We start from the raw sequence: 22886 nt of genomic DNA, 5'->3' as shown, positions 1-22886 counted from the left end.
CCACGCGCGTCAGCGAAGGGTTGACCCATGTCCGTGCATGCCACCGGCGGAGCCAGGCCGCCGTCCGTACGGACCGCTTTCGTCCCCGGCGCCCGGCTGGCCGGATGGGCAGGGCGGTTCGGTGCTGCGCACGGCGGGTACCGGATGACGGATGACGACGACGGACTGCGGCTGATTGCCGCGGACGGCACCGAAGCATTGCTGCAGCCGCCGTGGCCGGTTGACGGACGGCCGGGCCGTGGGGCGGATGCCCTTGAACGGCTCGCGTCCCTCGCGTCCCAGCCGCGCAGGCTCGGCCTCCTGCTGGTCCGGCGCGGAGGATACGGCGTAGCGGTAGTAAGTGAGGGCGTGGTCCTGGCCTCCAAGGTGGGCTCCACCTATGTGCAGTCCCGGACCGCCGCGGGCGGCCAGTCGCAGCAGCGCTTCGCACGCCGGCGGAGCAACCAGGCAGACGCTCTGGTGGGGGCAGTCGCCGAACATGCCGGCCGCGTGTTCAGCAGTGCATCTTTTGAATACGTGGTTCCCGGGGGCGACAGGACCCTGGCCGGCCTTGTCCTCGAGCACCCGGCCCTGAAGGGCTATACCGCCTTGCCCCGGCTGGCCTGTCTCGACGTCCCGGATCCCAAGGCCTCGGTGCTGCGGAAAACCGCCGCCGATGCGTGTGCGGTGCGGATCCAGGTCTCAGACCCGTCCTAGTTAACAGCCCGTGAGAGCCCTGCGCGGCCGCTGCTGGCGGTAAATGTACCGTCCCGACTCCGTAAAACCCGCCTTGCTGTACAACTGCCGGGCAGCTTGGTTCGCGGCTGTAACCAGCAGCCAGAACCTGTCCACTCCGTGCGCGCCTCCCTCAGCAAGGAGGGCCTGGAGCACCGCCGTCGCATATCCCCGGCGGCGGCCCGACGCGGATGTGGCCATGCAATAGATTCCTCCCGTGCCGTGCACCATGGCGAGGCGCCCTACCGCGGCGGGGACACCGTCGTCGCCCCTTACGAGGGCATACAGCGACGGGCATCCGGTCAGGATGGCGCGCGCCGTGTCACGCTGCCCCTCTCCGCCTCGGCCGTCCACGCTCCACCAGAGGTGCAGCCACTCCTCGTCCGGCGCGTCCTGAACCTCCACCCGTCCGCTTCCGGAACCTGGGAAGCCGTTCCCCGAAGGCCGGGACATGATCAGCGTTTCCGACTGCCGGGTGAAGCCTTGGGCGTCCAGGACCTGGTTCAGCCCGTCGTTGGCGGGAGTGTCCGTCATCTGGAAAATGAGCGGCAACCGCCGCTCCCGGTACCACTGCATCGCCTCGCGCAATGCTGCCAGGGGCTCCCCGGCAGTGTTCCGGGGCCACACCGAGTTCGCCCTCTGGGTGACCCCGGCCGCAGCACGGAGCACCCACTCCCCCGTGTCCCGGCGCTCAACGGCAGGCCAGGCGGCATCCATGAGTATCTCGAAGGCGCCGGTCTGGTGACCCGGGAGGCTGTGGACCACTGGGGTTCCTGTCTGCGGATAAGCCTGAAGGCCCTCCCATCCGGGAGGGCCTTCAGGCCAAACGGGGTAATGCCCTACTTGCCCTCTGCCGGCTTGGACTCCGGCTTGAAGTCGACACCGGCTTCCTTGCGCTGCTGGGGCGTGATCGGGGCGGGGGCGGCGGTCAGGGGATCGTACCCGTTGCCGGTCTTGGGGAAGGCAATAACGTCGCGGATGGACTCAACCCCAGCCAGCAGTGCCACCACGCGGTCCCAGCCAAAGGCGATGCCGCCGTGCGGAGGGGCACCGTACTTGAAGCCCTCCAGCAGGAACCCAAACTTGGTCTGGGCATCTTCCCGGTCGAGGCCCATCAGTTCGAACACCCGTTCCTGGACGTCGCGCTCGTGGATACGGATGGATCCGCCGCCGATTTCGTGGCCGTTGCAGACGATGTCGTAGGCGTACGACAGCGCTGATTCCGGGTCCTTGTCAAAGGTCTCCAGGAACTCGGGCTTGGGCGAGGTGAAGGCGTGGTGGACGGCGGTCCACTTGCCTGCACCCACCGCCACGTCACCTGAAGCAACGGCCGCGGCCGCAGGTTCGAACATCGGCGCGTCGACCACCCAGCAGAAGGCCCAGGCGGCGGGATCGATCAGGCCGGTGCGATGTCCGATTTCCACCCGGGCAGCGCCGAGCAGTGCCCGTGCCGCAGGCTTCTCGCCGGCAGCGAAGAAGATGCAGTCACCGGGCTTGGCGCCGACCGCGTCTGCCAGGCCTGCGCGCTCCGTGTCGGTCAGGTTCTTGGCCACCGGACCGGCAAGTTCGCCATCTTCCTTGAACAGGACATAGGCAAGTCCCTTGTGGCCGCGCTGCTTGGCGAATTCCTGCCAGCCATCCAAGGTCCGGCGCGGCTGGGAGGCGCCGCCGGGCATCACCACGGCACCGACGTAAGGCGCCTTGAACACACCGAAGTTGGTGTCCTTGAAGAACCCGGTCAGTTCGGTGAGCTCCACGCCGAAACGGAGGTCGGGCTTATCCGAGCCGTACCGGGCCATGGCGTCGGCGTAGGTGATCCGCTGGATGGGAGTGGGGATCTCGACGTCGATCAGCTTCCACAGGGCCTTGAGGATGTTTTCGCCGAGGGCAATGATGTCGTCCTGGTCCACGAAGCTTGCTTCGATGTCCAGCTGGGTGAACTCCGGCTGCCGGTCGGCGCGGAAGTCCTCATCGCGGTAGCAGCGGGCAATCTGGTAATACTTCTCAAAGCCGCCCACCTGCAGGAGCTGCTTGAACAACTGCGGGGACTGCGGAAGGGCATACCAGGAACCCGGTGCCAGGCGGGCCGGGACCACGAAGTCGCGGGCGCCTTCGGGCGTGGACCGGGTGAGGGTGGGGGTTTCAACCTCCACGAAGCCGTCCTTGTGCAGCAAGTCGCGGGCCACACGGTTTGCCTCGGAACGCAGCCGGAGGTTTCGGGCGGGACCGGGCCGGCGCAGGTCCAGGTAACGGTGCTTCAGGCGTGCTTCCTCGCCCACTTCAACATGCTCGTCGATCTGGAACGGGAGCGGCTCGGAGGTGTTGAGGATAACCACCTTGTCCGCCATGACCTCGATCCCGCCGGTGGCCAGGGCAGGGTTCTCGTTGCCCTCGGGCCGCTTGGAGACAGTGCCGGTGACCTGCAGGACATACTCGTTGCGCAGGCCGTGGAAGACTTCTTCCTCGCGGACCACAACCTGGGCCACGCCGGAAGCATCGCGCAGGTCCACGAAGGCCACACCACCGTGATCACGACGGCGGCCCACCCAGCCAGCCAGGGTTACGGTTTGTCCAATGTGCTCGGAACGAAGGGATCCGAGGTCATGTGTGCGCAGCACAGCACGCCTTTCTGCGGGGTTACAGCGGGAAGTCGATCGGGAAGTTCAATAGGATCGTTGCAGGAACGATTCCGTTCGAGTTTACCCGCTGCCAAGGGACTGTCACCGCATGAGCGCACACCAGCAACTTCAACGCAGGCTCGGCACGTTCGACGCCACCGCCATCGGGCTGGGCTCAATGCTGGGAGCAGGGGTGTTCGTGGTGTTCGCCCCCGCGGCGGCGCTGGCCGGCCAGCTGCTGGCCCTGTCGGTGGTCATCGCCGGGGCGGTGGCCTACTGCAACGCCGTGGCTTCAGCCGCCCTTGCCGCGAAGTACCCCACCAGCGGGGGGACGTACGTCTATGGGCGCGAACAGCTGGGTAAGTGGCCGGGATTCCTTGCCGGCTGGGGCTTTGTGACCGGCAAGACGGCGTCCTGCGCTGCCATGGCCCTGACATTCGGCAGCTACATCTCGCCGCAGTACGCCGTGCCGGTGGCCGTGGCTGCCGTGGTGGCCCTGACCGGCGTGAACCTGCTGGGCATCACGCGGACGGCGCTGCTCACCAGGGTCCTGCTGTGCGTCGTCCTGGCCACCCTCAGCTTCGTGGCTGTTGCCGCAGCGGTCGGGCCGCACCCCGATGCGGGACCTGCCGGATCCGCGGACATGGCCTCCCCGGGGGGCGTGTTGCCCGCGGCAGGCCTGATGTTTTTCGCCTTTGCCGGCTACGCCCGGATTGCCACCCTCGGCGAGGAGGTCAAGGATCCTGCCCGCGCCATACCGCGTGCCATCCTTGCGGCCCTTGCGGGTGCCTTCGCCATCTACCTCACCCTGTCGCTGCTCCTGCTGAACCACCTTCCCGGCGGGCAGCTCGCTGCCACCAGGACGCCGCTGCTCGACGCCGTGCTGCAGTCCGGGCTGGCGGCGGGGGCTCCCGCCGTCCAGGCAGGAGCCGCGGCGGCCTGCCTGGGCGCGCTCCTGGCACTCATCACCGGCGTCGGTCGCACCACCCTCGCCATGGCCAGGGAACGCGACCTGCCTGTACTTCTTGCGCGGGTCGGGGGAAAGCACACCGTGCCGTACGCCGCAGAACTCGCCGTGGCCGCCGTCGTCATCCTGCTGCTTGCCACCACGGACGTTATGACGGTGGTGGGCTTCTCCAGCTTTGGCGTACTGATCTACTACGCTGTGGCGAACGCATCAGCGTACACGTTGCCGACGCACCCGGCATATGCGCCCAAGTGGCTCAACGCCGTCGGCTTCGTGGCCTGCCTGTTGCTGGCCTTCACCCTGCCGCCGATCCCGGTACTGACCATGGCCGGGGTCCTGGCCGCCGGCGTGGCGGGGCGGTGGCTGATGCTTCGGCTGCGCCGCTAAACGGACGCGGCGGCCTCTGCCGCCGTCAACACCTGTACTGCCAGGTCTTCCGACGGCGGCGTCCAGGTCTCCGGGGCTGCCACCACCTGTTCGCCGGTGCGGATGTCCTTGACCTGGTGCGTTCCGTCGTCGTCCGTGAACCACACAAAGGGGATGCCGCGGCGGTCGGCGAACTTGATCTGCTTGCCGAACTTTTCCGCTTTCGCTGCCACTTCGGTAGGAATGCCCCGGCTGCGCAGCTGGGCGGCCACGTCCTGGGCGGCATCCCAGCTGTCATCGTGGGTGAGGGCCACCAGCACCGCGGTGGGAACCGACCGTGACGCCCTCGCCAGGTCCTGGCTCAAAATGCGGGACACCAGCCGGGTGACGCCGATCGAAAGACCCACGCCCGGGAACTTCCGGTTTCCCTTCGACGCCAACGCGTCATACCGGCCGCCGGAGCAGATGGAACCGAGCTGTTCGTGGCCCACCAGGACGGTTTCCACCACTGTTCCGGTGTAATAGTCGAGGCCGCGGGCAATGCTGAGGTCAGCCACCACCTTGCCGGGGGCACGCTGGACAGCCGCCTCGATCACCTGTTCGAGCTCGCTCAGCCCTTCGTCGAGGAGTTCATTGCTGACCCCCAAGGCCTGGACCTGTGCCACGAACGAGGTGTCCTCGGTGCGGATTCCAGCCAACTGCAGGGCCTTCCGGGCCTGCTCGTCGGTGGCGCCCAGTTCCGTCTTCAGCAGTTCGGCAACCTTCGCCGCACCGATCTTTTCGAGTTTGTCGATACTCCGCAGCACCCCTGCGGTGTCATCCAGCCCGATTCCACGGTAAAAGCCTTCGGCAAGCTTCCTGTTGTTGATGCGCAGCCGGAAGTCAGGGATGGGGAGGGCGCTGAGCGCCTCGGCGATCACCAGCGCGATCTCTACGTCGTAGCGGAACGGCAGGTCGCCGTCACCCACCACGTCAATGTCCGCCTGGGTGAATTCGCGGGCGCGTCCCTCCTGGGGACGCTCGCCGCGCCAGACCTTCTGGATCTGGTACCGCCGGAAGGGGAACGCCAGGTAGCCGGCGTTTTCTACGACGTAGCGGGCAAACGGAACGGTGAGGTCGAAGTGCAGGGCAAGTGCGTGCGGATCGGCCTTGCCCTCCTTAACGGGGCTGGCGCCCTCATCATCCTGCAGCCGGCTGAGCCCGTAGACTTCCTTGTCGATTTCGCCCTTGCGCAGCAACTGGCCCACCGTCTCCACAGCGCGGGTCTCAATGGAGGAAAACCCGTGCAGTTCAAAAACGCGGCGCAGCGTATCCAGCACATGGAGCTCCACCAGCCGCTCCTCGGGAAGCCACTCGGGGAATCCGGACAGGGAGGCGGTGCGTGCCATGGTGGAGTTTCTCCTCTTGGTGAACGGTTGCCGGAACCTGCGTGGCAATCGGCCCGAAACGGGCTTGCGACGGCGGCAGTCCAGCCAGTCATGCATAAACTATGTGCGGCAGTCAGTTTATGCGTCATCCGCCGGCATCTCTAATGCAGCGGAGCGGCAGGGCTTGGCCGCCAACAACTGCTGACGCGGCCCCAAAGCCGCGCCTGCAGCAGCCCGACTATAAGGAGGACCCTTGGCGGCCAGTTCACGCAGTGCCCGCGAAACCAAACGGCGCATTCAGCAGATGGAAGCCAAGCGTGCCCTGCGGCGGGACCAGGAGGGCCGGCGCAAGCGTGACAACCTGATCGCCGCCGGTGCCGGGGCAACCGCAGTGGCCCTCGCCGTCGTACTCCAGCTCACTGCCTTCGCCGGCAACCCGACCGAGGATGAATTCGCTGCGGCGCAAGCCGGGTTGTCCAGCCCGCCCGCCACCGCCAGCCCTTCGGCGACGCCGTCGGCCCAGGCAACGAACGGTCCCAACATTCCTGCGGCCGGCATCGCCGCCGGCAAGACCTTCACGGGCGAACTCGTCCTCAACGGCAGCCCGCTCGGTGTGGAGCTGGATGGGACCAGCGCGCCGCAGGCCGCCGCGGTCTTCAAGTCCCTCAGCGATGAGGGCTTCTACAACGGAAAGAACTGCCACCGGTTGACCACCGGTGAGGCATTCGGCGTCCTGCAATGCGGCTCGGCCACGGGCGACGGGCAGGGAGACCCGAATTACACGTGGGGGCCGCTCGAAAACACGCCGGCGGACAACAGCTATCCGGCGGGAACCATCGCTGTAGCCCGGACGGGCAACAACGCCTACGGGAACGGCACCCAGTTCTTCATCGTCTACAAGGACACCGTGATCCCGGCAGACAGCGCCGGAGGCTACACGGTGGTCGGAAAGGTGACGTCGGGGCTGGACCTGGTGTCGAAAGTGGCCGCTGCAGGGGTCACCCCGGGCAGCAGTGTCACAGACGGCGCGCCCGTTGAACCAGTCACGATAGACTCGTTTTCTCTGAAGTAGGAAGCCCGGCCGGCGCGGCCGCGGTGCAGTACGTGCGTATTTCCCTCCAAGCGAAAGACTTTTAGCGGTGACAGACAGTCAGAAATCCGACGAAACAGCAACAGACCTGGCCGAAGCGGCGGCACCCGCAGCCGGCGGTGAGGCCACCGAAGCGGCCGGCACCCCCGCTGCGGAGGCAACCGAAACCGGGGCCGCTGCAGAAGAACCAGCCGCCGGCGAGGCTCCAGCGGCCGAAACGCCGGCTGACGCTGCACCCGCACCTGCACCTGCACCTGCGCCATCTCCAAGGTCAGTAGCGCCGTCTCCGGCCGCGTTCGCTTCCCGCCCCAAGCCTGCTGCCGCGGCCCCGGCCGCAGCAGCAGTAACGGCAGCCCCAACCACCTCCCTTGCGGAAGCCTCGAAGTGGGGTCGGGTTGAAGGCGACGGGTACGTCTTCCTGACCATTGACGGCAGCGAGCACGCCGTCGGGCAGTACCCGGGCGTGAGCGACGACGAAGCCCTCGCGTACTTCGCACGGAAATACGACGACGTCGTGGCCCAGATTGTGCTGCTCGAACAGCGCGTCAGCTCAAAGGCGCCCAGCACTGATATGCAGAAGACCGTGACGCACCTGCGGGAGCAGCTTGCGGAGCGCAACATGGTGGGCGACCTGCGTTCTGCGGAGGCCCGGCTGGACAAGCTCTCCGAACAGGTAGTTGAGCTGGAGAAAGCCGAGAAGGCAGAGCACGACGCCGTCCGCGCCTCTGAACTGGCGGCCCGCGAGGCTATCGTGGCGGAGGCCGAGCAGATCTCCGGCCAGGACCCGGCACAGACTCAGTGGAAGACCTCCAGCGCCAGGATGAACGAACTCTTTGAGAGCTGGAAAACAGCCCAGAAGAGCGGCGTACGCCTGGGCCGGAGCAACGAGGACGCCCTGTGGAAGAGGTTCCGCGCCGCCCGCACGGTTTTCGACCGCCACCGCCGCGCCTACTTCTCCCAGCTGGACAGCAACAATTCCGCTGCCAAGTCGGCCAAGGAAAAGCTGATCGCTGAAGCCGAAGCGCTGTCCAGCTCCACCGACTGGGGTTTCGCCGCCGGCGAGTACCGCAGGCTGATGGATCAGTGGAAGGCGTCACCGCGCGCCAGCCGCAAGGACGATGACGCGCTGTGGGCCCGTTTCCGTGCGGCGCAGGATGTGTTCTTCACGAACCGCCAGGCCGCCAACGACGAAATCGACCAGGAATACGCCGCCAACCTCACCGTCAAGGAAGCGCTCCTGGCAGAGGCCAACGCCATCCTTCCGGTGAAGGACCTCGCGGCGGCAAAGAAGGCACTGCAGTCCGTCCGCGACCGGTGGGAAGAAGCGGGCAAGGTTCCGCGGGCCGACATGGGACGCATCGAGGCTGGCCTGCGCAAGGTCGAAGACGCCGTCCGCAGCGCCGAGGACGAACAGTGGCAGCGCTCCAACCCGGAGCGGAAGGCGCGGACCAACAGCGCCCTCTCCCAGCTGGAATCCGCGATCGCCGGCCTGCAGGATGATCTCGCCAAGGCGGAGAAGAGCGGCGACCAGCGCAGGATCAAGACGGCCCGGGAGGCCCTCGAAGCACGCCAGGCATGGCTGGACCAGATCCAGCGCTCGGCCAGCGAGCTTTCCTGATACACCTGCCCTGACCAGCGGGCCCGGTTCCGGTTATCCACATAACCTGAACCGGGCCTGTGCCAGTTAACGGCTCCCGGTGCAGGATGGACGAATGGTGATTCCACCGGCTCCTCCGGGCCCCGATCATGCAGCTGCGGCAGACGCTTTGGCGCCCCGCTTTCCCGAACTCTATTCCCCGGACATGCCCTTCGCCTGGCCCGAGCTGCAGTCCCTCGCGGCGGACGGGCTGCTGGACAGGATCCACCACCGCGGCTATACACTGCCAGGGCTCCCGGCCTCTCCGCAGCTGCGGGCACGGGCGGCGGCGGGGGCGGTGCCCGCTTCGGTCCGCCAAAGGGTGGTTGCCGGCCGGATGACGGCCGCCTGGATCTACGGCTGTGCCAGTGAGCCGGACAGGCTGGCCCTCCTTGTGGATGCGACGCGGAGGGTCTCCAGCCTCCGGACCACAAGGGGATGCACCCTCCATGAGGTAAGGCTCGGGCCGTTCGATGTTGTCAGCCTCGGTGGCCTGATGGTCTCAAGCCCGTTGCGGACCGCCCTGGACATCGCCCTGCACGTGGACGCCGAGCGCGCCATCCCCACCCTGGAAAGACTGCTGGCGCGGCCCCAGAACGACGTCCGCCTGCGCCTGCTGGTCCTGGCAATAGAAGCCACGCCGCGGGTGCCCCACAAAAAGGCTGCCCTGGAAAAACTCGCTGCACTAGCTCCGGCGCTTGTTGCCGGTGGTCCGGTAGACGTCAAACACCCCGTCGATCCTGCGGACTGCACTGAGGACGTGGCTCAGGTACTTGGGGTCCCCCATCTCGAAGGCAAACTTTGAGATGGCCACCCTGTCCGTGGAGGTGTGCACACTGGCTGCCAGGATGTTCACGTGGTTCTCGGACAGGACCCGGGTGACGTCGGACAGCAGGGACTTGCGGTCCAGTGCCTCCACCTGGATCTCCACCAGGAAGACGCTGGACTGCGTCGGTGCCCAGTCCACGTCAACAATCCTGTCCGGCTGGTCCTTCAGGTCGGAGATGTTGGTGCAGTCGGTCCTGTGCACGGAGACTCCCGAGCCCCGGGTGACGAAACCGAGGATGGGATCCGGCGGGACCGGCGTGCAGCAGCGGGCCAGCTTCACCCAGACGTCGCCCACGCCACGGACCACCACGCCCGAGTCGGAGAAGCGGGCCTTGGTGACCTGGGTGGGAATGCTGACTTCGGCAATATCGTCGTCGGTGCTTTCATTGCCGCCGAGGCTCTCGACCAGCTTCTCCATGACCGACTGCGCGGACGTGTGGCCGTCACCGACGCCGGCGTACAGGCCGGAGATGTCGACGTACTTGAATTCCTCCGCCACCGCTGCGAGGGCCTCGTGGGTCATGAGCCGCTGCAGGGGAAGGTTCTGCTTCCGCATTGCACGGGTCAGCAGTTCCTTGCCGCGATCAATGGCTTCTTCGCGGCGTTCCTTGCTGAACCACTGGCGGATCTTGTTCCGGGCCCTGGCGCTCTTGACGAAGTGCTGCCAGTCCTGGCTCGGCCCTGCCCCCTCAGCCTTCGAGGTGAAGATCTCCACCCAGTCACCGTGGTTCAGTTCACTATTGAGCGGAACCAGCTTGCCGTTGACCCTGGCGCCGATGGTGCGGTGGCCCACCTCGGTGTGCACGGCGTAGGCAAAGTCCACGGGGGTGGATCCCGCCGGCAGTGCCATGACCTCGCCCTTGGGGGTGAAGACAAAGACCTCCCGGGCGTTGATTTCGAAGCGGAGCGAATCAAGGAACTCGCCGGGATCGGAGGTTTCCTGCTGCCAGTCCACCAGGGAACGCAGCCAGCCCATGTCCCCGTCGCGGGGGCTGCCCGGGCCGACGGCCGTGCGGTTGGGCTGGTCCTTGTACTTCCAGTGTGCAGCGACGCCGTATTCAGCCCGGCGGTGCATTTCATGGGTGCGGATCTGGATTTCCACGGGTTTGCCGCCGGGCCCGATCACCGTGGTGTGCAGCGACTGGTACATGTTGAACTTGGGCATCGCGATGTAGTCCTTGAACCTGCCGGGCAGCGGGTTCCAGCGCGAATGCATGGTGCCCAGTGCGGCGTAACAGTCCCTGACCGAGTCCACCAGCACCCGGACACCCATGAGGTCGTTGATGTCGTCGAAGTCCTTATCGCGGACGATCATCTTCTGGTAGATGGAATAGTAGTGCTTCGGACGGCCAGTGATGGTCGCCTTGATCTTCGCGGCGCGCAGGTCTTCGGTGATCTGGTCCCGGATGACGCTCAGGCTCTTCTCCCGCTCGGGGGTCCGGTCCCCCACCATGCGGACAATTTCTTCGTACACCTTGGGATACAGCGCGGCGAAGGAAAGATCCTCCAGTTCCCACTTAATGGTGTTCATGCCCAGCCGGTGCGCCAGCGGGGCGAAAATTTCGAGGGTTTCGCGGGCCTTGCGGGCTGAGGATTCGGCCGACACGAAGCGCCAGGTCCGCGCGTTGTGCAGCCGGTCGGCCAGTTTGATCATCAGCACGCGGATGTCCTTGGCCATCGCCACAACCATCTTGCGGACGGTTTCGGACTGCGCCGCCTCGCCGAAGCTGACTTTGTCCAGCTTGGTCACGCCGTCCACCAGCATGGCAACTTCGGGCCCGAAGTCCCGCTTGAGGTCGGCGAGGGTGTAGGGGGTGTCCTCCACCGTGTCATGGAGCAGGGCGGCGGCAAGCGTTGTGCCGCTCAGGCCCAGTTCGGCGAGGATGGTGGCCACGGCCACCGGATGCGTGATGTAAGGATCGCCGCTTTTGCGCTTCTGCCCGCGGTGGCTCTGCTCAGCGACGTCGAACGCCCGCTGGATAAGGTCGAAGTCCTCTTTGGGATTGTTGGCCCGGACGGTCCTCAACAGTGGTTCAAGAATGGGTGAGTACGTGGCCGTGCTGCGCCCCGTCAGCCGGGCGAGCCTGGAGCGGGTGCGCTCCCTGCGGCCGGGGAATGTGGGACGGGACCCGGAGTTGTCGACCGGAACGAGCGGCCCGGGGCGCGCGGAGGCGGCCACCCCGGTCTGCATGCCGGGGGCAGGACTTTTGTCTCCTTGTGCCGTTGGCGCCGACGCCGAACGTTCTTCCAATGAAGTACCCCTCACCACCGTTTTAATTACTTCAGTCTATTCCCCGCGGCGGTGACTTTTATAACCGGCCCACTAAACGCCGACGGGCCGGACAACGCCAGGTTCCTGGCGCCGTCCGGCCCCTGCTGAAAAGTCAGGCCTGGGCGGGCTCCGCAGCCGCGTTCCGCTCGGCGGTGGCACGCCTCTGCTCAACGCGCTTGGCCTGCCTGACGAGGTCAGGCTCATTCTGCCGCAGCCAGGCGTACATCGGGGCCGCCACGAAGATCGTGGCCGCCGTTCCGATGAGGATTCCGACGAACAGCGCAAGGGAAAGGTCGCGCAGGGTACCGGCGCCCAGGAGTCCGGCGCCGATGAAGAGGATGGCCCCCACGGGGAGGATTGCCACCATCATGGTGTTGATCGAGCGGACCAGGGTCTGGTTGACGGCGAGGTTGACCTCCTCGGCGAACGTCCGGCGGGTCGAGGCGTCCAGGTCCGCGGTGTTCTCGCGGATCTTGTCGAACACCACCACCGTATCGTAGAGGGAGTAGCTGAGGACGGTCAGGAAACCGATGATGGCCGAAGGGGTAACCTCGAAGTCGCTGAGGGCGTAGACGCCGGCAGTGATGAACATCGTCACCGCCATGCCGGCGATTGCCGAGAGCGACATCTTCCACGTGCGGAAGTACAGGGCCATCAGCACGGCCGCGAGGAGCACGAAGACCACCAGGCCGATCAGCGCCTGCTTGGTGACATCGGCGCCCCAGGTGGGACCGACGAAGGTGGACGTCACCTCGTTCTCGGTGACACCGTACGCGCCGGTGAGTCCCTCCTTGATGCGAAGCGTCTCATCATCGGTGAGTTTGTCCGTTTGGATCCGCATGGTGGTGCCGGCGACGTTCGCCACGCGGGGGACGCTGCCGGGCACCACATCGGTGACGGCCTTCTCCCCCACGGCTGCATCCGTGGTCTGCACGTTGGAGACCGTGAACTCCGATCCGCCGCGGAACTCGATGCCAAGGTTGAAGCCGCCCTTGGCCGCCGGGATGAGAATGGACAGCGCAACAGCCACCGCCGCAATGATGAACCAGAGTTTCTTGGCGCCGACAAAGTTGTAGGAGCGTTTTCCGGTGTAGAGCTCGTTGCCGAAGTTGGCGAAGCCTGACATTACTTGTTCTCCTTCGCTGCGGACTTCGAGGAGCCCGCAAGCTGCTCCTGCTTCTCCGCCAGTCGGCGTTCCGCAATGGTCATCCTGCGTTCGGCTTCCGCTGCCGCGCCGGCGTTCTTGGCGCGGACCAGGGCCGGCTTGGCGTCCGGGGTACGGACACGCCCGGCACCGCGGTAGAGCGGGACGGCACCGAGTCGCTTGGGATCGAGGCCGGACAGCGGGTGGCCCTCGCCGAAGAACCTGGTGCGGGCCAGGAGCTGCAGCGTGGGGTGGGTGAACATGAACACCACGATGAGGTCGGCGATGGCCGTCAGGCCGAGGGTGAAGGCGAACCCGCGCACGTTGCCCACGGCCACGAAGTACAGGACCAGGGCTGCCAGCAGGTTGACGGCCTTGGAGGCCAGGACGGTCCGCTTGGCCCGCTTCCAGCCGTTTTCGACGGCGGAAACCAGGCCGCGGCCTTCACGGAGCTCATCCCTGATCCGCTCGAAGTAGACGATGAACGAGTCGGCCGTCTGGCCGATGGCCACGATGATGCCCGCCACGCCGGCCAGGGACAGGCGGTAGTTCTCCGTCCAGCCCAGGATGGCGATGGCGAGATACGTGAGGATGCCGGCCACCACCAGCGACGCGATGGTCACGAAGCCAAGCGCCCGGTACTGGAACAGCGAGTAGACCACCACGAGCAGGAGTCCGATAAGGCCCGCGAGGAGGCCCATCCGCAGCTGTTCCCCGCCCAGGGTGGCGGAAATCTGCTGTTCGCTTTGGATTTCGAAACTGATGGGGAGGGCGCCGAACCGGAGTTGGTCGGACAGGGCCTTGGCACTTTGTTCGGTGAACCCGCCGGTGATCTGCGGGCGTCCGTCGGTGATGACCGCAAGGGACCGGGGCGCGGAAATGACCTGGTCATCAAGAACAATGGCGAACTGGGCCTTGGGGTCGTTGCCTGCGTCACCGCCGGCGGCCACGTAGAACTGGTTCAGGCGTTCCGTGACCTCCTTGAACTTGGCTGTTCCCTCGTCGTCGAACTGGATGTTGACCGCCCAGTCGTTCGTGACGGCACCCTGCGCACCCTGCTGGAGCTGGAAGGAGGACGTGACGATGTTGCTGCCCTTGACCTCCACCGGGCCGAGGATGTACTTGATGGCAGGGGTAGAGTCGGTGGCAGGCTCGCAAGTCACCAGCGGCTTGGCCGGGTCCGAGCGTTCCTGCTTGTCCTGGGCAGGGTTGTCGCAGTCCAGCGTCTCGAACTGGCGGTAGACCTCAGGGGTGATCCAGTTCGTGTCGCTGCTGTTGGCAGGTTCCGCCGTCGGCTTTGGCAGCTGGTCCTCGGGCGCCCGCTGCTCCTCCGGCACCGGTGCACCTGCTCCGGCGAGCAGGACGGGGCGGAAGTTCATGTCCGCCGAGGCCTGGATCAGGTCTCGGGTCTGGCTCGAGGGGGTGCCGGGAAGGCTGACCACCACGTTGCGCCCGGACTGGGTGCTGATCTCAGCCTCGGCAACACCTGAACCGTCAACACGCTGGCGGATGATCGCCACGGCCTGGTTGAGCTGTTCCTCATTGATGTCCGAGCCGCCCTCGACCTTCGGCGCCAGGATCATCTGGGTGCCGCCTTCGAGGTCCAGGGCCAGTTTGGGTGCCCAGTTTGCCTGTCCGGCAAGGGTGCCTCCGGCCAGGACGGCAGTGAGTGCGGCGAGGATTACACCGAGCCAGACCAGGACCCGGAGGCCTGGTTTTTTGGGGCCAGTTCGTGCCATTGTCGATCTTTCTCTTATTCACGGAGGAACCGCCGGTGCCTGCCGTGCTTGCACCGGCGGCGGTCCGCAGCGGTAGAGGTTGTTGGGAAGCAGCGGGGACTAGCTGTCCTTCTTGCCCTCGTCATTGAGGCGCTGCGGGGTTTCGTCCGGTGTCTCCGCCGTCGCAGCGGTGCTGCCGCCTTCGGACGCCGTCAGGGAGGAAGCATCGTCCGGCACGGCCGGGGAAACAACCTCGGGCTCGGCTGCCACCGCGGGTTCCACAATCTTGGTGACGGCCTGGCGGTGCACGGTGGCGAGGTTGCCCGGCGACAGTTCCAGGGTGACCTTGTTTTCCTCCTCGTCGATGGCCACGATGCGGCCGAACAGGCCGAAGCTGGTCATTACCTCCACGCCCGGGCCGAACTTCGACTGGAGCTCCGCCTGCTGCTGCTGCGTCTTCTTGTTGCGGCGGAACATCATGAAGATGAAGACGCCGAGCATGACGAACAGGAGAATTGACATTGGATCCAAGGGGAATTCCGTCCTTTATTTACATAGCTGATTTTCCAGCAACTTCGGCTTCGCTCCGGCCGGGGCAGGACAGTAAGGCAGGCAAAAGCCTGTCGGGTTCCCTTCCCCAGCGACGCAGGAGGCCGGTGGCCGCCCACGAAACAAAGACCCGAACGTGCCGAGCGTCATACCAGTCTAAAGGGAAAAGCTGAACGCAGCCTGCCTATGGGCCCTCCGGGGCCCAGCCGCCCGCGGGTTCGGCGTCCCCGGCCGGTTCGAACAGGTCCAGCTGCTCCTGCGCGAAGACTCCTGACGGAATGGCATAGCCGAGGTGCGTCCAGGCGGGAGCCATGGCTATCCTGCCCCGGGGGGTGCGGCCCAGGAGTCCTTCCCGTACCAGGAAGGGCTCCGCGACCGTTTCCACTGTTTCGGTTTCTTCGCCGACGGCGATCGCGAGCGTGGACAGCCCCACGGGCCCGCCGCCGAATTTGGTGATGAGTGCTTCAAGGACGGCGCGGTCAAGCCGGTCCAGGCCCTTCTTGTCCACCTCGTACATGTCCAGGGCAGCGGACGCCGCCCGCGCGTCAATCTGCTCAATTCCGTGGACCAGGGCCCAGTCCCGCACTCGCCGCAGCAACCTGTTGGCAATACGGGGGGTGCCCCGGGATCGTCCCGCTATTTCGCTGAAACCGGCGGAATTGACTTTGAGGTCCAGCAGGCCGGCAGAGCGGCGCAGCACGAGTTCGAGCTCGGGGACGGAGTAGAACTCCAGGTGGCCGGTGAATCCGAACCGGTCGCGCAAGGGCCCGGGCAGCAGGCCGGCGCGGGTGGTGGCGCCCACCAGGGTGAAAGGCGGCAGCTCGAGCGGGATTGCGGTGGCACCTGCGCCCTTGCCCACCACGATGTCCACCCGGAAATCCTCCATGGCCATATACAGCATCTCTTCCGCCGGCCGGGACATGCGGTGGATCTCGTCCAGGAACAAGACCTCGCCCTCGGAAAGGGAGGACAGTATGGCGGCGAGGTCTCCAGCGTGCTGGATAGCGGGACCGCTGCTGATCCGCAGCGGGGCGCTCATTTCGGACGCAACGATCATGGCGAGGGTCGTTTTACCCAGGCCTGGCGGGCCCGAGAACAGCACGTGGTCCGCGCTGCGGCCGCGCATCCGTGACGCCTTCAGCACCAGGGACAGCTGTTTCCGCACCCGGTGCTGGCCCACGAAGTCGTCGAGGTTCTTGGGCCTGAGCGCTGCCTCAATGGCCCGCTCCTCAGGTTCCTCGCCCGCGGCCACGAGGGACGGTTCAGCCACGGCTGCCTACCCGGTTGCCGGCGCGCGCGCCGTCCTGGCCCAGCCACCGGAGGGTAGTGCGCAGGATCTCCGGCACGTTGCCGCGGAAGGAAACCTCGGGCTCGTCCGCCAGGGCTTTGTCGATGCTTGCCGAGGCGTCCTTCTCGGACCAGCCCAGGCTCGTCATCGCGGCTACCACCTGCGGTTTCCAGGCGGCCTCGGCTGCCGTGGACGCCGCTGCGGCACCCGCGGTGCCGTGCGGCACAAGTTTTCCGGCCAGCTCCAGCACGATCCGCCCGGCCACCTTGGGACCGATGCCCGGCACCTTGGTGAACGTCTTGCTGTCCCCGGTGTGCGCGGCCACCCGGATGGCCTCCGGTTCGTGCACGGCCAGGACAGCCAGCGCCAGCCGGGGGCCAACCCCGCTCACGCTGAGCAGGACATCGAAAACCTCACGCTCGTCGTCGGACGCGAAACCGAAAAGGGTGAGCGAATCCTCCCGCACAATCAACGAGGTGAAGAGCTGGCCCTCTTCCCCGGCGCGAAGCCGGCTCAGGGTTTGCGGGGTGGCGTTGACGCTCATGCCCGCACCGTTGAGGTCAATGACAGCCGTGGAAAGACCCACGTGCGCTACCGTCCCGCGTAGGAAACTGATCAAGGCCGGGCTCCTGGTGTATTGCCGGGCTCCAGGGAGCAGGACCGGCTATCCGAACATATCTACGAATACCCTAGCAAGCCGCCGGGACAATCAGCGTGCGCGGCGCGCCTTTGCTTCCGCCTCGGCCCAGGCCCGCTGGGCGGAAGTGAGCGATGGACTGCCGGGTCCGGTGGTGACTGCACCCTTGTTGGAGGTGCCGCTGCCTGACCGCCAGGCGTGGGTGATGGCCAGCGCCAGGGCGTCGGCCGCATCCGCAGGCCGTGGCGGCGCATCGAGGCGAAGGATCTTGGTGACCAGCTTCGTCACGGCATCCTTGTTGGCGGAACCGCTGCCGGTGACGGCCGCCTTGACCTCCGACGGCGTATGCAGGGCCACCGGGATCCCCCGCCGGGCAGCGGCGGCGATCACCACGCCCGACGCCTGGGCCACGCCCATCACCGTGCTGACGTTCAGTTGGGAAAAGACGCGCTCGACGGCGAGGACCTCCGGTTCATAACGGTCCAGCCATTCATCGATCGAGGTGGCTATGACCAGGAGCCGCTGGTCGAGGCTTTCGTCGGGCGAGGTGCCCACGACGCCCACCGCAACCATGGTGGCCCGCCGGTTCCGTTCCACGTCCACCACGCCGATCCCGCATCGGGTCAGGCCCGGGTCCACCCCGAGGACGCGCAGCGTCACGGTTGGGCGGGCGCGGCGGGCGGGCGGTACGTCACTCAGATTCCAGGGCGGCCTGGACGTCGTCGCTGAGGTCGGCGTTGCTGTAGACGTTCTGGACGTCGTCGAGGTCTTCCAGCGCGTCAACGAGCTTCACGAACTTCCTGGCTGCTTCCAGGTCCAGGGGAACTTCCATGGACGGAACGAACTCAGCCTCATCAGTGTCGTACTCGATGCCGGCCTCCTTCAGGGCGTCGCGGACGGCCTGGAGGTCCTTGGGGTCTGAGTGGATCTCGAAGGTTTCGCCGTTGTCCTTGACTTCCTCGGCTCCGGCGTCCAGGACAGCCATCAGGACGTCGTCCTCGGTCAGGTCCTTCTTGGGCAGCGTCACCACGCCCTTGCGGCTGAACAGGTAGCTCACCGAGCCGGGATCGGCAATGGTGCCGCCGTTGCGGGAGATCGCGAGGCGGACCTCGGAGGCGGCGCGGTTCTTGTTGTCCGTGAGGCATTCAATCAGCAGGGCGGAACCCTGCGGGCCGCGGCATTCGTACATGATCTCTGTGTAATCGACCACTTCACCGGTGAGCCCGGCTCCGCGCTTGATGGCACGGTCGATGTTGTCGGCCGGGACAGACGTCTTCTTCGCTTTGGTGACGGCGAGTTCCAGGCCCGGGTTGCCTTGCAGGTCAGGGCCGCCCATGCGCGCGGCAACTTCAATATTCTTGATCAGCTTGGCAAACGACTTGGCGCGCCGGCTATCGAGGATGGCCTTCTTGTGCTTGGTCGTTGCCCATTTGGAGTGGCCTGACATGCTCTACGCTTCTCCTCTGATCATGCGGATAAAAAGTTCGTGTACGCGTTTCTCCCCAGTCACTTCCGGGTGGAAGGAGGTGGCCAGCAACTGGCCGGAACGCACTGCAACAATTCTAGCCGTCCCGGGCAGCGGGACCGCGTGGGACGCGTGTTCCGGGTCGGCCGGCTCAACCTGGGCAAGGATTTCGACGCCGGGACCCACCCTCTCCACCCAGGGCCCCCGGATGAACACGGCATGGACGGGCGGGACGCCGTCTTCCGTTGCGCTGAATTCAAGGCCTTTGAACTCCAGGTCCGTCTCGAAGGACTCGCGCTGCCGGCCGAAGGCGTTGCGGCGGACGGTGATGTCCAGGCCGCCGAAAGTCTGCTGCGGTGCCCCGGACAGGTCCGTCGCGGGATCGGCAATGTCGTCGGCAAGCAGGATCATCCCCGCACATGAGCCATAGACGGGCAGGCCTTCGGCGATGCGTTCCCGCAGCGGTTCTGCCAGATCAAAGGCGCGCGCCAGCTTGTCGATTGCAGTGGACTCGCCGCCCGGAATCACCAGCCCGTCCAACCCGTCCAGTTCCTTCGGGCGGCGGACGCCCACAGCCTGGGCACCCGTCCGTTCGATCGCACGGAGGTGCTCGCGGAAGTCGCCCTGGAGCGCCAGCACACCGATCCGAAGGCCGGCGCCCGGGCGTGCAGAATCAGCTGAAGGGGAATTTGCCATCCAACCAGCATAAGCGCCCAAACCATCCTGCCTGGCTCATGGCAGGCGCCTGGCGGAGGTTGCATGCCGTTGCTGGGATATATTCAAAACATGCTCTACTTCAGTGTTCCGCTCGGCAAGCTGGTGCGCCGCGTCTCCCGGCTCAGGGGTGGCGGGTCCGCCCTGCCCGGGCTGGTGGTTGAAAAAATCGACCCCGGCTTCATGCGGCGGACGCTCACCACGCTCCCCCACGGCGTCGCTGTTGTCAGCGGCACGAACGGCAAGACCACCACCACCAAAATGGTGGTGGAGCTGCTGGAAAGCCAGGGCCTCAAGGTCTTCACCAACCGCACGGGGAGCAACTTCACCCGCGGTGTGGCCGCAGCCCTGCTGGGCGAGGTGGATTGGCGCGGCCGGCTCGACGCCGACGTCGCGGTCCTGGAACTCGACGAAGCCCACGCCGTGCACTTCGTCAACAGCGTGCCGCCGCGCTACTGCCTGCTGCTGAACGTCCTCCGCGACCAGCTGGACCGCTTTGGTGAAATCGACAAGACGGCCCAACTGCTCCAGCACATCGCTGCCAAGACCACCGGGACGGTGGTGCTGAACCGTGAGGATCCCAGGGTGGCCCGGATCGCCGAAACGCTGACCGGCCAGGACGTCAAATACTTCGGCCTGGACGATTCGCTCCTGGGCACCTTCCCCAACGACGACGATATGCGGGCCGCTCCCGGCAGTCCCGCCCCGGCGGGCCTGCCGGAGAAGCCCGCTGCCGACGTCGTCCTTCGCAAGGTGGGCGCGGACACGGCCGAGTTCGAGTACGACGGCGTCACGGTCAGCACAGGCATGAAGCTGCGGGGTGTCTACAACATCTTCAATGCGGCCGCGGCGCTGACGCTCGCGCGGAGCATCTGCGGCAGCGGCGCCGCCACGGCCAACCATGAGACTCTGTTGGATGCGCTGTCCCACGTGGCACCGGCATTCGGACGCGGGGAAAGCCTTACCGTGGACGGCCAGCCCCTGGACCTGGTCCTGGTCAAGAACCCGAGCGGCTTCCGGCTCGGCCTGAAGTCCTTCCCGGCCGGAGGCTACGCCACCATGATCGCCATCAATGACAACTATGCGGACGGCCGGGATATGTCGTGGCTGTGGGATGTTGAGTTCGATTCCCTGCGGGAAGGCGGGGTGGACCAGCTGACCGGGTCCCGCGCCTATGACATGGCCCTCCGGCTGCAATACGACGACGTCCCCGTCGGCAGTGTGCAGACGGACATTGCGCCGGCCCTTGCAGCCTTCATCCGGGAAGCCCGGGGAAAGCCGAAGCGCATCTTCTGCACCTACACCGCCATGCTGGCCATCCGCCGTGAACTGTCCAAAATCACCACCGTGGAGGTTGTCTCTTGAGCCAGGCAGGTGCGGACCCCGCACGGGAGAACTCTGAGAGCAAGGGCACCCTCCGCGTGGTGCAGCTCTACCCGCGGGACATGAACATCTACGGCGACTGGGGCAATGCCCTGGTCCTGCAGCAGCGGATCAGGTGGCACGGCTACACTCCGGAGCTGGTCGAGTACAACGTGGGGGATCCGTTCCCCGACGGCGTGGACATTATCGTGGGCGGCGGCGGCCAGGACAGCGGCCAGCTGGTGATCAAGGACGACCTGCAGTCGCGGGCCGGAGTACTTAAGGACCTGGCTGAGGACGGTGCGCCGATGCTTGTCATCTGTGGGCTGTACCAGCTCTTCGGACACTTCTTCAAGACCCGCACAGGCGCCGTGATCCCGGGCATCGGCATCCTGGACGTGGAAACCCACGGGACGGACGAACGCCTGATCGGCAACGTCAAGGTCTCCACCCCGGAGTTCGGCGAAGTCCTGGGTTATGAGAACCACAGCGGCCAGACCACCCTTGGCAGCGGCGTGCGGCCTTTGGGCTCCACCCCGAAGGGTATGGGCAACAACAGCAGTGACGGCCACGAGGGTGCCCGCTACCGCAATATAGTGGCCAGCTACCTGCACGGCTCCCTCCTGCCCAAGAATCCGGCCATCGCGGACTTCCTGATCCGCACGGCAGCGGAGCGCAAGTACGGCAGCTTTGTTCCGGGCCATCCGGATGACCACTACGCGGAACTGGCCAGGGAACACGCGGCGCGGCGCCCTCGCTGACCCGGGGCGGGACAGTCAGCGCTCAGCGCCAGTTAAAGTACTCACGGTGTATGTTCGCCCGGCGGACACCGGCGGCGCGAAAAGCCTTCCCAAACTGGCGGAGCATCTTGTCCGGACCTCCCATGAAGACAGACAAGCGGCGAGGTTCCACGGCTACGGAGCCAAGGACCATCTCAGGAGTCAGCCTCCCGTCCGTATCCGTGTCCACGAAATGGACCGTAAGGCCAGGGTGGGCCCTGGCGATACCTGCGATTTCTTGGGCAAAGGGCGACGTGCCTGATGAGGTGACGAACAGATCGACGGTGCCCTCCAGCTTTCCTTCCAGGGAACGCAGCCAGCTAAGGAACGGGGTGATCCCCACGCCTCCTGCTATCCAGACCTGGTGCCCGGTCCCGGCGTCGCGGTCGAAGCGGCCATAGGGTCCGCTGACTACCGCCGGCATGCCGGGGAGCACCGCGTCGGGCATGCCGGCGGTGTGATCACCCAGGGCCTTGACCGTGATGCGTATCCGGCGCTCCCGGACGGAGCCCGAGATCGAAAACGGATGCCGCTGCCATCCCTGCTTCGTCTCCAGGTAGATCATGGCGAACTGGCCTGGTTTGAACTTCAGCGGCCTTCCCAGTGGCAGGAGGCTAACCTCCACCAGGCCCGGCGCCACGATGTCGACGCGTTCCACCTGGTAATCGTGGTGGGGCAGGAAGTGCCGCGCCAGGAGTTCCCGGTAGGCGTAGAAGGCAAGTCCCGTGCCGCCGATGGCCACGTAGCTCCAGCGCAATCCTGGTACCGCATCGAAGGCGCTGGCGTCCAAAAGGCCATGCAGAAAGCCGGCAGCGACAAAAAGTCCTGTCAGGCGGTGGAAGCCGCGCCACCGTTCATAGCCTCCAAGCAGGCGCCGAAGAAGCCGCACAGGCCAGGCTTCGCGGAAGTCGAGCACCATCCGCCGGACAGGGGCAGGCAGCATGGTGCGCCAGCGAGGCAGGACGGCCCAGACCACCAGGGCGGCAAGCCCGGTTGCGGCGATGACGGCCAGCGCCTTGCCCACGCTGGTGGCAGCGGGGTTGGCGGCAAGTTGGATGTGGGGCACCAGGAGCAGGCTTCCGGTAATCGCAAGGCGGCGGTGCCAGATGGCGGCGTGGTCAATGCCACCGAAGATGTGCTCCACCTGCGGAAGCGTACTGATCAGGACCAACGCTATGGAAAAGAGCAGGATGGACTCGCCACCAAAGAGTTGTCCCAGGTAGCCCGGCACAGCCTCCCCTCCGGGCCGCATCAGGTACCAAAGGACTGCATAGGCCGCGGAAAAGCCCATAATGCCGGCGGGCCCGGTCCACCGCACGGGGAGGCCGGGATGCCCGGCCACTCTTCCTGACTCCGGCTGCGGGTTCACCAC

Annotated in this window: 20 protein-coding genes; 7 read left to right on the top strand and 13 right to left on the bottom strand. The window is 66.1% G+C overall.

The features are described 5' to 3' along the window. Positions 1–27 precede the first annotated feature (27 nt). Positions 28–696 carry an acVLRF1 family peptidyl-tRNA hydrolase gene (locus U7114_RS08630; RefSeq protein WP_157242065.1) on the top strand — a complete coding sequence of 223 codons (669 nt, stop codon included), beginning with the start codon at positions 28–30 and terminating at the stop codon, positions 694–696. On the opposite strand, the gene U7114_RS08625 is transcribed toward U7114_RS08630, so the two are convergent. Beyond that, complete coding sequence (locus tag U7114_RS08625) at positions 697–1431, bottom strand: GNAT family N-acetyltransferase (RefSeq protein WP_323057209.1); 735 nt, start codon at positions 1429–1431, stop codon at positions 697–699. Between the two features lie 122 nt (positions 1432–1553). After that, positions 1554–3332: an aspartate--tRNA ligase gene (gene aspS / locus U7114_RS08620; RefSeq protein ID WP_321213631.1), complete on the bottom strand. Its 1779-nt coding sequence runs from the start codon at positions 3330–3332 to the stop codon at positions 1554–1556. 109 nt (positions 3333–3441) lie between these two features. Between aspS and U7114_RS08615 the strand changes: the two genes are divergently transcribed. Then, positions 3442–4686: an APC family permease gene (locus U7114_RS08615; RefSeq protein WP_157242064.1), complete on the top strand. Its 1245-nt coding sequence runs from the start codon at positions 3442–3444 to the stop codon at positions 4684–4686. On the opposite strand, the gene hisS is transcribed toward U7114_RS08615, so the two are convergent. Continuing rightward, complete coding sequence (hisS, locus tag U7114_RS08610) at positions 4683–6053, bottom strand: histidine--tRNA ligase (protein ID WP_157242063.1); 1371 nt, start codon at positions 6051–6053, stop codon at positions 4683–4685. The genes U7114_RS08615 and hisS overlap by 4 nt on opposite strands. Before the next feature lie 232 nt (positions 6054–6285). Here hisS and U7114_RS08605 point away from each other — a divergent pair, with 232 nt between their 5' ends. The 3 genes from U7114_RS08605 to U7114_RS08595 all read left to right on the top strand — a co-directional run bounded on the left by U7114_RS08605 (position 6286) and on the right by U7114_RS08595 (position 9563). Next, positions 6286–7104, top strand: coding sequence for a peptidylprolyl isomerase (locus tag U7114_RS08605; protein ID WP_157242062.1), 819 nt, complete (start codon positions 6286–6288; stop codon positions 7102–7104). 67 nt (positions 7105–7171) lie between these two features. Continuing rightward, a complete protein-coding gene (locus U7114_RS08600; protein ID WP_323057103.1) occupies positions 7172–8740 on the top strand; it encodes a DUF349 domain-containing protein in 1569 nt (522 codons plus the stop codon). A gap of 94 nt (positions 8741–8834) precedes the next feature. Further along, entirely contained in the window at positions 8835–9563 is a 729-nt protein-coding gene (locus U7114_RS08595) for a type IV toxin-antitoxin system AbiEi family antitoxin (protein ID WP_231754895.1), read from the top strand. On the opposite strand, the gene U7114_RS08590 is transcribed toward U7114_RS08595, so the two are convergent. From U7114_RS08590 to pdxT, 9 genes are all read right to left on the bottom strand, one after another. Next, on the bottom strand, positions 9444–11837 hold the full coding sequence (locus U7114_RS08590; protein WP_157242061.1) for a RelA/SpoT family protein: 2394 nt from the start codon (positions 11835–11837) through the stop codon (positions 9444–9446). The genes U7114_RS08595 and U7114_RS08590 overlap by 120 nt on opposite strands. Positions 11838–11970: 133 nt before the next feature. Then, positions 11971–12984 (bottom strand): protein translocase subunit SecF, encoded by a 1014-nt coding sequence (secF, locus tag U7114_RS08585; protein WP_157242060.1) that lies wholly within the window; start codon positions 12982–12984, stop codon positions 11971–11973. Beyond that, positions 12984–14741, bottom strand: a complete 1758-nt coding sequence (gene secD / locus U7114_RS08580; protein ID WP_323057102.1) for a protein translocase subunit SecD — start codon at positions 14739–14741, stop codon at positions 12984–12986. Before secD ends, secF begins: the two co-directional genes overlap by 1 nt. A gap of 99 nt (positions 14742–14840) precedes the next feature. After that, complete coding sequence (gene yajC / locus U7114_RS08575) at positions 14841–15242, bottom strand: preprotein translocase subunit YajC (RefSeq protein WP_157242058.1); 402 nt, start codon at positions 15240–15242, stop codon at positions 14841–14843. A gap of 211 nt (positions 15243–15453) precedes the next feature. Continuing rightward, entirely contained in the window at positions 15454–16539 is a 1086-nt protein-coding gene (gene ruvB / locus U7114_RS08570) for a Holliday junction branch migration DNA helicase RuvB (protein ID WP_321213635.1), read from the bottom strand. Then, positions 16532–17176 (bottom strand): Holliday junction branch migration protein RuvA, encoded by a 645-nt coding sequence (gene ruvA / locus U7114_RS08565; RefSeq protein WP_323057101.1) that lies wholly within the window; start codon positions 17174–17176, stop codon positions 16532–16534. Before ruvA ends, ruvB begins: the two co-directional genes overlap by 8 nt. A gap of 90 nt (positions 17177–17266) precedes the next feature. Next, complete coding sequence (ruvC, locus tag U7114_RS08560) at positions 17267–17854, bottom strand: crossover junction endodeoxyribonuclease RuvC (protein ID WP_323057100.1); 588 nt, start codon at positions 17852–17854, stop codon at positions 17267–17269. 31 nt (positions 17855–17885) lie between these two features. Beyond that, on the bottom strand, positions 17886–18641 hold the full coding sequence (locus U7114_RS08555) for a YebC/PmpR family DNA-binding transcriptional regulator (RefSeq protein ID WP_323057099.1): 756 nt from the start codon (positions 18639–18641) through the stop codon (positions 17886–17888). A gap of 3 nt (positions 18642–18644) precedes the next feature. Continuing rightward, entirely contained in the window at positions 18645–19355 is a 711-nt protein-coding gene (gene pdxT / locus U7114_RS08550; protein ID WP_157242055.1) for a pyridoxal 5'-phosphate synthase glutaminase subunit PdxT, read from the bottom strand. A 90-nt stretch (positions 19356–19445) separates the two neighbouring features. On the opposite strand from pdxT, the gene U7114_RS08545 reads away from it, so the two are divergent. Both U7114_RS08545 and U7114_RS08540 read left to right on the top strand, forming a co-directional pair. Next, positions 19446–20738 carry a Mur ligase family protein gene (locus tag U7114_RS08545; protein WP_197432502.1) on the top strand — a complete coding sequence of 431 codons (1293 nt, stop codon included), beginning with the start codon at positions 19446–19448 and terminating at the stop codon, positions 20736–20738. Further along, positions 20735–21496: a glutamine amidotransferase gene (locus U7114_RS08540; RefSeq protein WP_323057098.1), complete on the top strand. Its 762-nt coding sequence runs from the start codon at positions 20735–20737 to the stop codon at positions 21494–21496. Before U7114_RS08545 ends, U7114_RS08540 begins: the two co-directional genes overlap by 4 nt. A 22-nt stretch (positions 21497–21518) precedes the next feature. On the opposite strand, the gene U7114_RS08535 is transcribed toward U7114_RS08540, so the two are convergent. Beyond that, positions 21519–22886 (bottom strand): hypothetical protein, encoded by a 1368-nt coding sequence (locus U7114_RS08535; RefSeq protein WP_321213639.1) that lies wholly within the window; start codon positions 22884–22886, stop codon positions 21519–21521.

It is taken from the genome of Pseudarthrobacter sp. C1 (genome assembly GCF_034720455.1).
In the GTDB taxonomy this organism is placed as follows: Bacteria; Actinomycetota; Actinomycetes; order Actinomycetales; family Micrococcaceae; genus Arthrobacter.
The sequence above is the reverse complement of the archived record's forward strand: the minus strand, read 5'-3'. Positions and strand labels throughout refer to the sequence as shown.